We start from the raw sequence: 13898 nt of genomic DNA, 5'->3' as shown, positions 1-13898 counted from the left end.
GCAATGTTGTTCAGGAAGCTCGGGTTGGAATGGAAGATCGGAGCGGGGTTCGCCGCTCTGCTGCTCTTTGTGTTCATCGTGGGCGCCACGGGTTTCGTGGGCATGGCCCGCATCGAGGGCGCGGTCCAGACAGCGACGGACGCTTCGGATCTTTCGAGGCTGATCGGCACGGCCCGCGTGAATGCGCGGACCTACATGACTTCGGCCGATGAAAGCTACGTGGCCAAGTGCCACGAGGTGCTGGAGCAGGTCGCAAAGGGGCTTTCGGCCATGAAGGCCGGGGCCGACCCGGCCGAGATCCGGCTCATCGACGCGGCCCTGGAACATGTGGCCGGCTACGGCAGGCTCTTTGACGAATACGTGGCCGAGGACAAGCACCGCGCCGAGGTGGACTGGCAGATGGTCCTTTCCGCGCGGGCCATGTCCAAGCACGCGGGCGAGCTGCGCGACGCCCTGGACGAGCGGGCCCTGGCCGCGGCCGGCGGTCCGGCCGGACCCGGACTGGCGCGCATGGCGCGCATGGCTTCGGACGTGCTCGTGGACCATCTTCAGGCCAGGCGGCACGAGAAGAACTACATCATCCGCGAGCAGCAGGAGTACCTGGACCGGGTCGCCAAGCTCGTGAAGACGGCGGTGCAGCGCAGCGCCGAGCTGGAGCAACGTCTCGGCGAGCCCGAACTGGCGGCCCTGGCTGCGGGGTCGAAGGTGGAAACCGCCAAGTACGAGGAGAACTTTCTCGGCATGGTCGCGATCATGCAGAAGCTGCACGAGATCGACGCGTCCATGAACCAGGAGGCGGCGTCCGCGGCCGCGGCCCTGGAAAAGGTGGTCGCGGTCAAGACGGAGGCCACCCGGCGCACGCAATCCCTGGCCGTCTGGCTGATCGTCGGCGGATTCGTGCTCGCGGCGGTGTTGGGAACCGTGGTCGCGGCGCTGATCGTGCGCGGCGTGACCCTGGGCATCCGCGCGGCCCTGGAGGGCCTGCGTTCCGTGAGCGAGGGCGACCTCGAAGCGGAAATGCCGGAGCGGATGCTTTCGCGGGGGGACCAGATCGGCGATCTGGTGCGCATGCTCGACCGGACCATCACGGCCCAGCGCGCCAAGGCCGCATTGGCCGAGGCCGTTGCCGGGGGCGACCTGACCCGCGAGATCGTGCCCGCGTCCGGGCGCGACCAGCTCGGCCAGGCCCTGGAACGCATGACCGCGAGCCTGCGGGGCGTCTTGGGAGAGGTGCGCGAGGTCAGCCTGCAAATCGCGTCCGGATCGGAACAGGTCTCGGATTCGAGCCAGTCCCTGTCCCAGGGGGCCACGGAGCAGGCATCGTCCCTGGAGGAAATCACCAGCTCCATGGCCGAGATCGGCTCGCAGACCAAGAGCAACGCGGAAAACGCGGGCCAGGCCAACCAGCTCGCGTCCAAGGCGCGCAAGCGCGCCCAGGAGGGAGCCGAGCACATGGGCCGCATGGTCGAGGCCATGACCGATATCGGCGAATCCAGCCAGGCCATCGGCAGGATCATCAAGGTCATTGACGAGATCGCCTTCCAGACCAACCTGCTGGCCCTGAACGCGGCAGTGGAGGCGGCGCGGGCGGGCAGTCACGGCAAGGGCTTCGCCGTGGTCGCGGACGAGGTCCGCAACCTGGCCGGACGCAGCGCCAAGGCCGCGCGGGAAACCGCGGAGCTGATCGAAGGCTCGACCGCGCGGGTCCGCGCGGGAGGCGACATCGCCCGGCAGACCGCCGAGGCCCTGGAGCGCATCGTGGGCGACGTGAGCAGCGCCGCGGACCTCGTGGCCGAGATCGCGGCCGCTTCGAGCGAGCAGGCCGAGGGCGTGTCCCAGGTGAACATGGGCCTGGGGCAGGTCGAGCAGGTCACGCAGCAGAACACGGCCAGCGCGGAGCAGACTGCCGCCGCGGCCTCGCAGCTCTCGGCCCAGGCCGCGACCCTGCGCCGGGTCTTGGAAGGATTTTCCCTCGGCGGGCCGCGGCCGTCCCGGCCGCTGAAGGCCGGAAGCCGACGTCCCGAAGCGCTGCCCCAGGGCGAGGGAGGCCGGTCCGAGCGCGCCGATGCGCCGCAGCGGTCGCAGAGAGGCCTGGAGGGCGCGCAAACAGTGCGGCCGGAGGAAATCATCTCCCTGGATGGAGAGGAATTCGGAAGATATTAATGTAGAATGCGGAGGCGATCCTGGGTCGTGACGCCTCGAAGCAATGGGGGGACTCCATGCGGCTGACAAGCGGAATTCAGTTCAAAATCGCGCTCTGGACCAGCGCCGCGCTTTTCGGCGTGTGCATCGTGCTGACCACGTTCGCCTCCGTGAGCATGTTCGAGAGGCAGGTGGACGGAGCGCGCGAGCAGGCCATGAACCTTGCGGAGAACTATTCCAGCCGCGTGGAGTCCATGCTTCAGGAGCCTCTGGGCGCGGCCAAGACGCTGGCCAACGCCCTGGCCGCGATCAAGCAGGGCAACCTCGGCGTGAGCCGGGCGGAGGTTTCCGCCATGCTCAAGAGCGAGCTGGAGCGCAACCCCCAATTCCAGGGCGTGTACACGCTCTGGGAACCCGACGCCTTCGACGGCGCGGACGCCCTCTACCGCAACGCCGAATACCATGACCAGACGGGCCGGTTCATGGCCTATTGGAACCGCATGGGCGGCAGCGTGGCCGGAGAGCCTCTCTACGGCTACGACGACGAGACGGAGGGCGGCTACTACCTGATTCCGAAGCGCACGGGCAAGCCCGTGGTGGTGGACCCGATCCCGTTCAAGGCCCAGGGCAAGGACGTCCTCCTGGTTTCCATAACCGCCCCGATCATGGTGGGCGGCGTTTTCCAGGGCATCGTGGGCGTGGACGTGACCCTGGACCAGATGCACGAGATGGCCCAGAACGCCAAAGTGTTCGACCATACCGGGCTGCTCGCGATCATCTCCTACAACGGCACCTTCGCCGGGGTCACGGGACGACCGGAGCTGACGGGCAAAAGCGCGGAGGCGCTGCATCCCGACATCGCCGAGGATCTTCCCCGGCTTCAGGCCGGGGAGGTCATCAGCGAATACCAGGGCTCGCAGTTCGAGGTCTTCGTGCCCGTGCACATCGGCGCAACGGGACGTCCCTGGTCCGTGAACCTGCTGGCGGACGACGCCTCGGTGCGGACCAAGGCCTGGAGCATGGCCTGGAAGATGATCTGGGTGGGCCTGGGCCTGCTGGCGGTCGCCACGGCGCTGGTCTGGTGGCTGGCCGGGCTCATCGCCAAGCCCATCCGCTTCATCTCGCGCAGCGCGGAACTGACCGCGCGCGGCGACGTGGAGATGGCCGAGCTGGACCGCGCCGAGCGCGGCAGGCTGCTGAAGCGCAAGGACGAGCTGGGCGAGGCCGGGCGATCCTTCGCTGCGTTGGTGGACTACTTCCGGGCCAAGACCGGCGCGGCCGAACGGGTGGCGGCGGGGGACCTGACCGTGCGCATCGAGGTCGCCTCGGAAAAGGACGTGCTCGGCAAGGCTCTGAAGAGCATGGTCGTGTCCCTGAACGAGGCCATGCGCAGCATCCAGGACGCGGCCTCCCAGGTGGCCGCCGGTTCGGGAGAGGTTTCGGATTCGAGCCAGGCCATGTCCCAGGGCGCCACGGAGCAGGCTTCCTCCCTGGAGGAAATCACCAGTTCCCTGACCGAGATCAGCTCGCAGACCAAGGCCAACGCCGAGAACGCCTCCCAGGCCAGTCGGCTCACGGGCCAGGCCAAGAGCGCGGCGGGCCAGGGAGAGGAGCACATGGAGCGGCTCACCGAGGCCATGAGCGCCATCAGCGAGTCGAGCCAGGCCATCGGCAAGATCATCAAGGTCATCGACGAAATCGCCTTCCAGACCAACCTGCTGGCGCTGAACGCGGCGGTGGAGGCGGCCCGCGCGGGCAGCCACGGCAAGGGCTTCGCCGTGGTGGCCGAGGAGGTCCGCAGCCTGGCCGGGCGCAGCGCCAAGGCCGCCCAGGAAACCGCGCAGCTCATAGAAGGCTCGGCGGACCGGGTCAAGGTCGGCGGCAGAATCGCCCAGGAGACCGCGGAATCGCTCTCGGAAATCGTGGGCAACGTGACCAAGGCGGCGGATCTCGTCCAGGAAATCGCGGCCGCGTCCAATGAACAGGCCGAGGGCGTGGGCCAGGTCAACGAGGGACTGCACCAGGTCGAGGCCGTGACCCAGCGCAGCACGGCCACAGCGGAGCAGACCGCCTCGGCTGCGGAACAGCTCTCGGCCCAGGCCGAGACGCTGCGCGAGATCGTGGCCCGCTTCCGGCTCGCGCAAGAAAACGGGCCCAGGCCGCTTCCGGGCGCGGCGCAAGGCGCTGCAAGGCGCGCGTTGCCGGGCACGGAGCTTGCCGATCCCGAAAATGATCGCTACGTGGACGCGGAAGAGGCCATCTCGCTGGACGAGGAGTTCGGGAAGTATTAAGACGGCAACATGGGGAGGCTCGTTTCAACGGGCCTTCCCGAAACGGGAAGCGCCATGGATGACGACGGGCGGCAGGTCGTTGCCAATGAGTTCATGCTCGGAGCCGGGTGCATCTGCCTGCCTTCCAAGGCGGCGAAAATCTGCGCCGTGGTCGGCTCCGGAGCCGTGGTCGCGGTCTGGGACCGCCGCCGCAGGCGGGGCGGCATGACCCACTACGCCCGGCCCTATCGCGAGCCCGGCGGGAGATCCACGGCCATGTACGCCGCGCCCGCCATCGTGACCCTGGTGCGCATGCTGCTGGATTCGGGCTCGTCCCCGGCGGACCTGGAAACGCACCTTTTCGGCGGCGCCAGCAACAGGAAGGTCGAGGGCTTTCGGGAAGGGCTGGGCGAGGACAACGTCAAGGTCGGCCTGGAGATTCTGGAGAAGCTCCGCATCCGGGGCGTGCAGCGGGACGTGGGCGGCACGCGCGGACGCAAGGTGGTCTTCAATACGGGAACCGGAGAGGTCGTCCTGGCCAAGGTGGAACGCATCCGCGCTTCGGACTGGTACCCGCAATAGCGGGGCGGACGAATCCGCACACAAGAGCAGAGGAAGAGGCGGCGAATGTATCAGCTGACGGAAAAGGAATTCAAGGATCTCCGCGACTTCATCTATGAGTATGCCGGGATCAACCTCACGGACCAGAAGCGGGCCCTGGTGGTCGGACGTCTGCAGAAGGTGCTCTCCCGCGAGGGGTTTTCCTCCTTCGCCGAATATTATAATTACGTTCGCGCGGACAAGTCCGGCAAGGCCGTGGAAGAGCTGATCAACCGCATATCCACGAACCACACCTTCTTCTTCCGCGAAAAAGCCCATTTCGACTACCTGCATTCCACGGTTCTGCCGGAGATCACCGAGCGCATCGCCCGCTCCGGCAAGAAGGACTTGCGCCTGTGGTGCGCGGCGGCGGCCACGGGCGAGGAGCCGTACACCCTGGCCATGGTCCTGCGCGAGTTCTTCGGGTCGCAATATCCGCAGTGGCAGGCCGGGATGCTGGCCACGGACATCTCCACGCAGGCCCTGGCCACGGCGCAGCGCGCCCTCTACCCGGACGAGCGCATGACGCACACGCCGCCCGGCCTGCGCAACAAGTATTTCCAGCGCCTCGGCCCGGACCAGTGGGCCGTGCGCGAAGAGCTGAAGCGGGACGTGATCTATCGGCGCTTCAACCTCATGAGCACCCGGTGGCCCTTCAAGGGCAAGTTCCACATCGTCTTCTGCCGCAACGTGATGATCTATTTCGATCAGGTCACCCGAAGCAGACTGGCGAAGATGTTTCACGAATTCATGCAGCCCGGCGGGTATTTCTTCATCGGACATTCGGAAACCCTGGGGCGCGACGACTGCCCCTTCGAGTACGTCATGCCCGCCGTGTACCGGAAGGTGGTTTAATGGAGAGACGAGTGATCAAGGTTCTGGTGGTGGATGATTCCGCGCTGGTGCGCAGCGTTCTGGAGCGCGGGCTGTCCATGGATCCTGGAATAGAAGTGGTCGGCACCGCTCCTGATCCCTACGTCGCGCGCGACAAGATCGTGCAGCTCAGGCCGGACGTGGTCACCCTGGACGTGGAAATGCCGCGCATGGACGGGCTGGAGTTTCTGCGCAAGCTCATGCCCCAGTTCCCGCTGCCCGTGGTCATGGTCAGCTCGCTGACGGAGCGGGGCAAGCAGATCACCCTGGACTGCCTGGACGCGGGGGCCGTGGACTTCGTCACCAAGCCCACCTCGGACATGGCCTCCGGCCTGAACAGCATGCTCACGGAGCTGCGGACCAAGATCAAGATCGCCTCCACGGCCAATGTTTCGCACTGGAAGCACAAGCGTTCCGATTTCAAGCCGCGCTCGATCCAGGGGCGCGCTCTTTCCGGCACCACGGACAAGGTCATCGCCATCGGCGCGTCCACGGGCGGCACCGAGGCCATCCGCGAGGTCATCACGGCCTTCCCGGTGACCACGCCGGGCGTGGTCATCGTGCAGCACATGCCCGCGGGCTTCACGCGGATGTTTTCCGAGCGCATGAACACGCTCTGCAACATGGAAGCCAAGGAAGCCGCGGACGGCGACCGGGTCATGCCGGGCCGGGTGCTCATCGCTCCGGGCGGCATGCACATGCGCCTGGTCCGCTCCGGCGGCATCTATCAGGTCCGCTGCAAGCCCGGTCCCCTGGTCAACGGCCACTGCCCTTCGGTGGAGGAGCTGTTCAAGTCCGTTGCCGAGCACGCCGGAGCCAACGCCGTGGGCGTGATGCTCACGGGCATGGGCGCGGACGGAGCCGACGCCATGAAGATCATGCGCGACGCCGGGGCGCGGACCCTGGCCCAGGACGAGGCCACCTGCGTGGTCTTCGGAATGCCCAAGGAAGCCTATGCGCGCGGAGGGGCCGAACGGCTCGTTCCGCTCGGCAACATCGCGCAGGAGACGTTGAACCTGCTCGGCAAGATGGGGGGCTAATGGGAGTGATCACGCTCGGAGTGGGGGATCACGGCGCATCGCGAAAGCCTGGAGAGGTCATCAAGACCTACGCCCTGGGCTCGTGCGTGGCGGTGATCCTGCTCGACCCCAGGACGCGCACGGTGGGCATGGCCCATATCGCGCTTCCCGATTCCAGCATCCAGCCGGACCGCGCCAAGGAGCGTCCGGCCTATTTCGCGGATACGGGAATCCCCGTGCTTTTCCAGGCCATGGAGAAGGAAGGGGCCGCCAAGAACGGCCACGGCATGATCGTCAAGCTGGCCGGGGGCGCCAAGGTCATGGACCATAACGAAGTATTCAATATCGGAAAACGCAACGTGCTGGCAATAAAGAAAATATTATGGCAATATAAGCTCGGCCCCGTCGCGGAGGACGTGGCGGGCAGCATCAGCCGCACGGTCAGCCTCGAGGTGGACACGGGCAGAGTGACCATCGCTTCGGCGGGCAGGGAATCCTGGTATTTGTAGCAGGGCACGCGAGCATTGGGGGACGATGATGGAACGGGTGATCATAGCAGACGACTCCGCAACGGCGCGCATGGTGATCAAGCGCTGCCTGGAGATCGCCGGTCTGGCCGGAGCCGAATTTCTCGAAGCCGCCAACGGGCTCGAAGCGCTGGAGCTGCTGGAGTGGGGACCGCCGGACCTGCTGGTCACGGACCTGACCATGCCGGTCATGGGCGGGCTGGACCTGCTCAAGCGGCTCAAGCAGGAGGAGGAGTACCGCGACATGCCGGTGCTCGTCATCTCAAGTGCCAAGAACGATGCCAACGCGCGGGAACTCATTGAGCTGGGCGCTTTCGCCGTGCTGCCCAAGCCGGTCAATCCGGCCATGCTGGCCGAAGCGCTCGCGCCCCTGCTTCCTGCGAAAGGAGGTGCCGCATGGTGATGAACGTGAAGCAGGCCGTGAACTCGGCGGTCAACGCGACCATGGAGGAGATGTTTTTCGTGGAGTCCAGGGAATCCGACTTCCTCTGGTCCAAAGTCCGCGTGCTCGAACCCTGCGAAGGCTCCGTGACCCTCGCCTTCGAGCGAAACCTGCTGGAACACGTGGCCCAGGCCATCTTCGGAGAGCAGGAGCGCATCCGCGAGCAGACCCTCTGGGACACCCTGGCCGAGGTGGTCAACACCGTGGCCGGCCGGGTCATGAGCGCCCTGCTGCCGCCGCAGACGCCCTTCCGGCTCAGCGTGCCCGAAAACGGCACGGGCTGGCCGCCCAAGGGCAGCGAGCCCACGCTCTACGTCACCGACGAGGGCGGGTTCGTGGTCATGGTCAAGGGACTGGAAAGCTGTTCGGGCTAGGCCCGCATCGGCCAAAGGGGAATCCGGATGGACATGGAAATGGCCAAGGCCGTCATCAAGGCCGCGCAAGACGTTCTTTCAACCATGGCCGGAGTGGATCCGCAGCCGGGCAAGCCCTACGTCAAGAAGGGCCAGGTGGCCAAGGGCGACGTGACCGGGATCATCGGCATCACCGGGGACATGACCGGATCCATCTCCATCTCCTTTGAGAAGGCCTGCGCCATAGCCGTGGTCAAGAGCATGCTCGGACCGGACATCGGCGACATCCTGCGGGACGTCAAGGACGCCGTGGGCGAGATTACGAACATGGTCTCGGGGCAGGCCAGAGCCGCCATCGACAAGCAGGGAGTCAACCTGCAGAGCGGAACCCCCACGGTGGTCATGGGCGACAACCACACCATCCAGCACATCACGAGCGCGCCGATCATGGCCATCCCCTTCACCACTCCGGACGGCTCCTTCACCGTGGAATTCTGCGTGGAATAGCGCATGAGAGAACAAGGGAGAGCAGCGCGGGAGGAGGGCATGGAAGAGCAGCCCGTCAACATTCTGCTGATCGAAGACGAAAGCGCGCATGCGGAGCTGATACTGGAGGCCTTCTCCCGCGAGGTGACGCGCTTCGAGCTGCGCGTGGCCGACACGGTGGAAAAGGCCCGCGCCGCCCTCGACGAGAGCGTGCCGGACCTGATCATCGCGGACTGGCTGCTGCCCGACGGCAACGGCATCGAGATCCTTCCGCCCAATCGCGAGGAACCCCGCTATCCCCTGATCCTGATGACGAGCCAGGGCAACGAGCAGGTCGCGGTCGAGGCGCTCAAGGCCGGCGCCCTGGACTATGTCGTCAAGTCGGCGGACACGTTCCTGGACATGCCGCACATCGCCCGCCGGGCACTGCGCGAGTTCGCGCAGATGCGCCGCCGCCGCGAGGCCGAGGAACGCTTCCGGCAGATGGCCGAGTCCATCAGCAGCGTGTTCTGGCTCGGCTCGCCCAACGGGTTCATCTACCTCAGCCCGGCCTTCAGCCAGATCTGGGGTGTTCCGGTCGAAGACGTGCTGAACGACCCCAATCTTTTTTTCGACGCCATCCATCCTGACGACCGCGAAAAAGTCCGCAACGCCCTGAGCCTCAGCCTTGGCCCGGACGGCAAGCCCCAGGTCGTGGAATACCGGGTCAGCCGCCCGGACGGGACCATGCGCTGGGTTTCCGGCCGGAGCTACCCCGTGCTCTCCACGGGCGGCAACGCCCGCGAGGCGGGCACGGCCGAGGATGTGACCGAGCGCGTGCTGCGCGAGCAGGAGCTGGCCCGCGCCAAGGAGGCGGCCGAGGTCGCGGACAGGGCCAAGAGCCAGTTCCTGGCGAACATGAGCCACGAACTGCGCACCCCCATCAACGGCATCGTGGGCATGACCGACCTTCTGCTGCGCACCGGCCTGAACACGGATCAGCGCAAATATCTGGAAATGTCGCGGGAAGCGTCCACCAAGCTGCTCAGCGTGGTGGAGGACATCCTGGAGCTTTCCAGCATCGAGGCCCGCGCCGTGCGCCTGGAGCGCCGCCCCTTCCGCCTGCGCGATCTGGTGAATTCCATCTGCGAGAACCGCCATACCGCGTTCCGGCTGAAGCATTTGAAGTTTTCCTGGGAAGTGGCCGAATCCGTGCCGGACGAGGTCGAAGGCGACCCGACCCGGCTGGCCCAGGTGCTTTCCAACCTGCTGTCCAACGCGGTCAAGTTCACGGACAAGGGCACGGTCAAGGTGCGCGTCTCCCTGGCCAGCCGCCACCGCCGGGGCGCGGACGAGCTTTCCGAGGGCGCCGTGGTGGTGCTCTTCACGGTGCAGGACACCGGCATCGGCATAGCCCAGGACAAGCAGAAGGAGATCTTCGAGAGCTTCACCCTGGCCGAGGACTGCATGACCAAGGCCTACGGGGGCACCGGCCTCGGCCTGTCCATCGCCCGGCAGCTCGTGGAGATGCTCGGCGGACGGCTTTGGGTCGAGAGCGCGCTCGGCGAGGGCAGCAGCTTTTTCTTCACCACGGTGCTGCGCCTGCCGGGAAAGAAGCGCAAGACCGACGCTCGAAGCGCTGCGGCAAACGAGGGCGGCGAAGCCAAGCTGAGCATTCTCTATGCGGAAGACGACGCCACCAACCGGTTCGTCGTCACCCGCTACCTGGAAAAGCTCGGCCACCGCGTCATCGAGGCCGAGGACGGAGAGCTTGCACTGGAGGCTCTGGCCAAGGGCGGCATCGACCTGGTGCTGCTGGACATCCAGATGCCCAAGGTCAACGGCCTGGAGGTGCTCGACGCCATCCGCAAGGGCGAGATCGCCAGCGTTCCGCGCAGCCTGCCCGTGATCGCGGTGACGGCCTATGCCATGGAAAGCGAGCGCGAATCCTTCATGGCGCGGGGCATGGACGGCTATCTGGCCAAGCCCTTCGAGGTCGAACACCTGCGCGACGCCATTCAGCGGATCCATAAGAAGCGGACCTGAGCGGAGCTTCGGCCCCGCCGGGACCGGCCCTGCCGCGAATCCCGTGTTTCAGTGCAGCTCCGCGTAGAGCGCGGCGTAGCGCCGCGCCGTCCTTTCCAGCGAATATTCCCCGAGCGCCTTTTCCCTCGCCCCGGCCCGCAGCTGCGCGGCGCGTTCCGGCGCGCCCAGGGTCGTCAGGGCCGCTCGCAGGGTCCGGGCCAAGGCTTCGGCGCGTTCCTCCCCGCGCATTTCGGCCGCGCCGGCCACGAGAAATCCGTTTTTCCCGTCCTCGATCATTTCGGGCACCCCGCCCACGTCGTAGCTCAGCACGGGCGTTCCGCAGGCCAGGGATTCCAGCACGGTGTTGGGCAGATTGTCCTGGAGCGTGGGCAGGACGTAGAGATCGCAGGCGGCGTAGACCTCGGCGAGGTGCGCGTCGTCGCGCAGGTATCCGAGGCCGTGGACCCTGCATCCTTCGACCTGCGGAGCCGGGCCGTCGTGCCCGAAAATGGCCAGGTCCGCTTGCAGCCCGCTCCGGGCCAGGGCCGCGAGCAGGTCGCCTCCGCCCTTGCGCGCGTCCCGCAGGGCGAAGTCCGCGCCGAAGAGGAGCAAGGGCCGCTCGGCGTCGGCGGGCAGTCCGAGCCGCTGCCTGGCCAGAACGCGCCCGGCGGCGGAAAGGGGCGCGAACGTCTCGGTGTCCAGGCCGTTGGGAATGACCTCCACCCTCTTCCCGCCGAGAAGCGGGCTTTTGCGCGCCAGCCGGGCGAGCCAGCGGCTCGGCGAAACCACGGTCAGGTTCATGCGCGGCCAGGCGGCGGCCTTGCGGGCGAAGGTCCGCGCGGACACGTCGCCGGGATTTTCGCTGCGCAGGGCCGGGCAGGAGCCGCAGCCGTGCAGGTAGCGCTCGCAGCCGCCCGCGTAGTGGCAGACTCCGGTAAAGGCCCACATGTCGTGGATGGTCCAGACCACGGGAACCTCCAGCCGGGCCAGGCTCTCGATGCGGGTGAGGCCGCAGTGGAGCCAGTGCAGGTGGGCCACGTCGGGCCGCAGGCCGCGCAGGGCGGCGGCCGCGAGGCCGGGCACGCGGTTCACGGAAAAGGGGATGCGCTCGCGCCGGGGGTGGGCCGCCTTGAGCGCGCGCTGGTCCAGGCGCGCGGTCCAGGCCGTCGGCAGCCCCGGCAGCACGCGAACGCCCGGCCTGCCCGCTCCGGCCTCGCGCACGAGCATGCGCGCGTCCAGCTCCGGCAGCCCCCGCAGCCCCTCGAAGAGGCGCACAGCGGCCCGCGCAGCGCCGCCCTTGTCCTCAAAGGTGTTCAGCAGGACGACGCGCACGTTCCCCCCTTGGGCTCGCCCTTGCCGCGCAGCACGGCCTCCTCCCAGAAAAATGGCAAAAATGCGGTCCAGCAGGCCTGGGCCTGGTCGAAGGTGGGCCGCTCGGCATCGACCAGGGCCTGAAAGCGCCCGGCCGCCAGGGGCTGGTCCGCCAGTCCGGACTCGCGGAAGGCCCGCGAATGCAGGGCGTCCTCGAAGAACGGGCGCAGCGGCCCGCGCATCCATTCCAGGGCCGGGGCGTTGAACCCGATCTTGGTCCTGGCCCAGGCGATTTCGCGTGGCATGAGCGGGGCCATGCCCGCGCGGACAACGGCCTTGCTGAACCCGCCGCGCAGCTTGGAGGTCCAGGGCAGGGAAAAGGCGAAGGTCACGATGCGGTGGTCCATGAAGGGCATGCGCACCTCCACGCCGCAGGCCATGGAATAGCGGTCGTAGTTGCGCAGCAGCGTGGGCAGGATGGTGCGGTGGAAGCCGTGGTGGAGCAGCCGGTTCAGGCGGCCCATGCCCTGCCAGGCCGGGTGGTCCGCGTCCGGTCCGCCGAACATGGGCGCTGGCTCGCGGCGCAGCCGGTTTTTCAGGTGGTCGCGCACGAGCCGCAGGGTCGAGGGCCGGGGAAATTGCGGTCCGCGCGGCAGTCCGGCCCGGTAGGCGGCGGCCACGTCCGGCCAGCGCCAGGGCGGGGCGTCGTGCATGGCGTGCAGGTAATCAAAGCCGTAGCCCGCGAACATCTCGTCCGCGCCGTGCCCGTCCAGGCTCACGCGCACGCCGCTGCGCCGCTGCGCCGCGTAGACGCGCATGAACGGCGAGGGCAGGGTCAGGTGCTGCTCTTCCAGCAGCCAGAGGTCGCGGTAGAGCGTGTCCGGAACCGAGGCCGGGTCGGTTTCCACCAGATGCGCGTCCAGCCCGGCGTGGCGCGCCGCGAGCGTGGCCGGGGCGGACTCGTCCAGGGGCGTGCCCGGAAACGCCGCGCAAAAGGCGTTGCGCCAGTCGCGGCCCTGGCGCGGGGCGCGGCCGCCCTGCCGTTCCAGGTGGGCCAGGGCGCAGACAACGGCTCCGGAGTCCAGCCCGCCGGAAAGGGAGGTGCCCAGGGGCACGTCGCTGCGCAGGCGCAGGCGGCAGGCGTCCAGGAACAGTTCGCGGAAACGTTCCGCCTGCTCCTCGAAGCGGGCGGGCGGGGTTTCCAGGTGGTCCAGGGTGTTCCACCAGCGCACGGGCCGGGGGGCCTCGCCGCGCGTCCAGGCTAGGTGCCCGGCCGGAAAGCGGTTGATCCCGCGCACGAGGCAGTCCGGCGTGCCCTCGTAGCTCATGATCCGGCGGCTCGACCCGGCCAGCTCCGGATTCGCCTCCAGCCTGTCCAGCAGGGGGAAGAGCGCCTTCATTTCCGAGGCAAAGGCCAGGCCGTGGCGCGTCTCGGCCCAGAAGAGCGGCTTCTTGCCGAAACGGTCGCGCGCCAGCAGCAGCCTATGTTCGCGCCTGTCCCAGAGGGCCAGCGCCCACATGCCGTTGCAGCGCGAAAGGCAGTCCGGTCCCCAGAGGACCAGCGCTTCCAGAAGCACCTCGGTGTCGCTGCCGGAATGAAAGGTCCGGCCCCGCGCTTCCAGGTCCGCGCGCAGTTCGAGAAAATTGTAGATTTCGCCGTTGAAGCTCAGGGTCCAGCGCCCGCAGGCCGAGGTCATGGGCTGCTTTCCGGCCTCGGAGGCGTCCAGGATGGCGAGGCGGCGATGGCCGAGCACGCAGCCGTCGAGGATTTCCAGGCCCCGGCCGTCCGGGCCGCGATGCGCGAGGCGGTCCAGGCAGCGCCCGGCCGTGTCCGCGTCGAGCCGTCCCACAACGCCGAAGATGCCGCACAT

General features: G+C 67.6%; 12 protein-coding genes. 10 read left to right on the top strand and 2 right to left on the bottom strand.

Translation table 11 applies throughout. The features are described from left to right. Nucleotides 1–3: 3 nt before the first annotated feature. Genes G452_RS20825 through G452_RS19810 form a run of 10 tightly spaced genes read left to right on the top strand, consistent with a single transcriptional unit; the run spans nt 4 to nt 10737 of the window. Nucleotides 4–2163 (top strand): methyl-accepting chemotaxis protein, encoded by a 2160-nt coding sequence (locus tag G452_RS20825; protein ID WP_022663079.1) that lies wholly within the window; start codon nt 4–6, stop codon nt 2161–2163. Nucleotides 2164–2219: 56 nt separating this feature from the next. Next, entirely contained in the window at nt 2220–4433 is a 2214-nt protein-coding gene (locus tag G452_RS19815) for a methyl-accepting chemotaxis protein (protein WP_022663078.1), read from the top strand. Between the two features lie 54 nt (nt 4434–4487). Continuing rightward, nucleotides 4488–4994, top strand: a complete 507-nt coding sequence (locus G452_RS0114990; RefSeq protein ID WP_027189307.1) for a chemotaxis protein CheD — start codon at nt 4488–4490, stop codon at nt 4992–4994. Nucleotides 4995–5039: 45 nt separating this feature from the next. Continuing rightward, on the top strand, nt 5040–5867 hold the full coding sequence (locus G452_RS0114985) for a CheR family methyltransferase (RefSeq protein WP_022663076.1): 828 nt from the start codon (nt 5040–5042) through the stop codon (nt 5865–5867). Beyond that, the gene (locus tag G452_RS0114980) at nt 5867–6925 is read left to right on the top strand and encodes a protein-glutamate methylesterase/protein-glutamine glutaminase (protein ID WP_022663075.1); all 1059 of its coding nucleotides are present in this window, start codon (nt 5867–5869) and stop codon (nt 6923–6925) included. The genes G452_RS0114985 and G452_RS0114980 overlap by 1 nt, the downstream gene beginning before the upstream one ends. Further along, complete coding sequence (locus G452_RS0114975; RefSeq protein ID WP_022663074.1) at nt 6925–7413, top strand: chemotaxis protein CheD; 489 nt, start codon at nt 6925–6927, stop codon at nt 7411–7413. The genes G452_RS0114980 and G452_RS0114975 overlap by 1 nt, the downstream gene beginning before the upstream one ends. 28 nt (nt 7414–7441) lie before the next feature. Beyond that, nucleotides 7442–7834, top strand: a complete 393-nt coding sequence (locus tag G452_RS0114970) for a response regulator (RefSeq protein ID WP_051142077.1) — start codon at nt 7442–7444, stop codon at nt 7832–7834. After that, on the top strand, nt 7828–8247 hold the full coding sequence (locus tag G452_RS0114965; protein ID WP_022663072.1) for a chemotaxis protein CheX: 420 nt from the start codon (nt 7828–7830) through the stop codon (nt 8245–8247). The genes G452_RS0114970 and G452_RS0114965 overlap by 7 nt, the downstream gene beginning before the upstream one ends. A 27-nt stretch (nt 8248–8274) precedes the next feature. Beyond that, on the top strand, nt 8275–8733 hold the full coding sequence (locus tag G452_RS0114960; protein WP_022663071.1) for a chemotaxis protein CheX: 459 nt from the start codon (nt 8275–8277) through the stop codon (nt 8731–8733). 39 nt (nt 8734–8772) lie between these two features. Then, nucleotides 8773–10737 carry a hybrid sensor histidine kinase/response regulator gene (locus G452_RS19810; protein WP_022663070.1) on the top strand — a complete coding sequence of 655 codons (1965 nt, stop codon included), beginning with the start codon at nt 8773–8775 and terminating at the stop codon, nt 10735–10737. A 48-nt stretch (nt 10738–10785) separates the two neighbouring features. Here the strand turns inward: G452_RS19810 and G452_RS0114950 are convergent, their stop codons facing one another. Together G452_RS0114950 and asnB are read right to left on the bottom strand one after the other, a co-directional pair. Next, complete coding sequence (locus tag G452_RS0114950; protein WP_022663069.1) at nt 10786–12048, bottom strand: glycosyltransferase; 1263 nt, start codon at nt 12046–12048, stop codon at nt 10786–10788. Continuing rightward, complete coding sequence (gene asnB, locus G452_RS19805) at nt 12030–13898, bottom strand: asparagine synthase (glutamine-hydrolyzing) (protein WP_022663068.1); 1869 nt, start codon at nt 13896–13898, stop codon at nt 12030–12032. The genes G452_RS0114950 and asnB overlap by 19 nt, the downstream gene beginning before the upstream one ends.

Source organism: Paucidesulfovibrio longus DSM 6739 (assembly GCF_000420485.1).
Classification (GTDB): Bacteria; Desulfobacterota; Desulfovibrionia; order Desulfovibrionales; family Desulfovibrionaceae; genus Paucidesulfovibrio; species Paucidesulfovibrio longus.
The sequence above is the reverse complement of the archived record's forward strand: the minus strand, read 5'-3'. Positions and strand labels throughout refer to the sequence as shown.

Excerpts from the sequence above, each read along its gene's own strand:
- G452_RS0114960 (WP_022663071.1), top strand. The coding sequence starts at position 8,275 with ATGGACATGGAAATGGCCAAGGCCGTCATCAAGGCCGCGCAAGACGTT.
- G452_RS0114965 (WP_022663072.1), top strand. The coding sequence starts at position 7,828 with ATGGTGATGAACGTGAAGCAGGCCGTGAACTCGGCGGTCAACGCGACC.
- G452_RS19815 (WP_022663078.1), top strand. The coding sequence starts at position 2,220 with ATGCGGCTGACAAGCGGAATTCAGTTCAAAATCGCGCTCTGGACCAGC.
- G452_RS20825 (WP_022663079.1), top strand. The coding sequence starts at position 4 with ATGTTGTTCAGGAAGCTCGGGTTGGAATGGAAGATCGGAGCGGGGTTC.
- G452_RS19810 (WP_022663070.1), top strand. The coding sequence starts at position 8,773 with ATGGAAGAGCAGCCCGTCAACATTCTGCTGATCGAAGACGAAAGCGCG.
- G452_RS0114975 (WP_022663074.1), top strand. The coding sequence starts at position 6,925 with ATGGGAGTGATCACGCTCGGAGTGGGGGATCACGGCGCATCGCGAAAG.
- G452_RS0114990 (WP_027189307.1), top strand. The coding sequence starts at position 4,488 with ATGGATGACGACGGGCGGCAGGTCGTTGCCAATGAGTTCATGCTCGGA.
- asnB (WP_022663068.1), bottom strand. The coding sequence starts at position 13,898 with ATGTGCGGCATCTTCGGCGTTGTGGGACGGCTCGACGCGGACACGGCC.
- G452_RS0114970 (WP_051142077.1), top strand. The coding sequence starts at position 7,442 with ATGGAACGGGTGATCATAGCAGACGACTCCGCAACGGCGCGCATGGTG.
- G452_RS0114985 (WP_022663076.1), top strand. The coding sequence starts at position 5,040 with ATGTATCAGCTGACGGAAAAGGAATTCAAGGATCTCCGCGACTTCATC.
- G452_RS0114980 (WP_022663075.1), top strand. The coding sequence starts at position 5,867 with ATGGAGAGACGAGTGATCAAGGTTCTGGTGGTGGATGATTCCGCGCTG.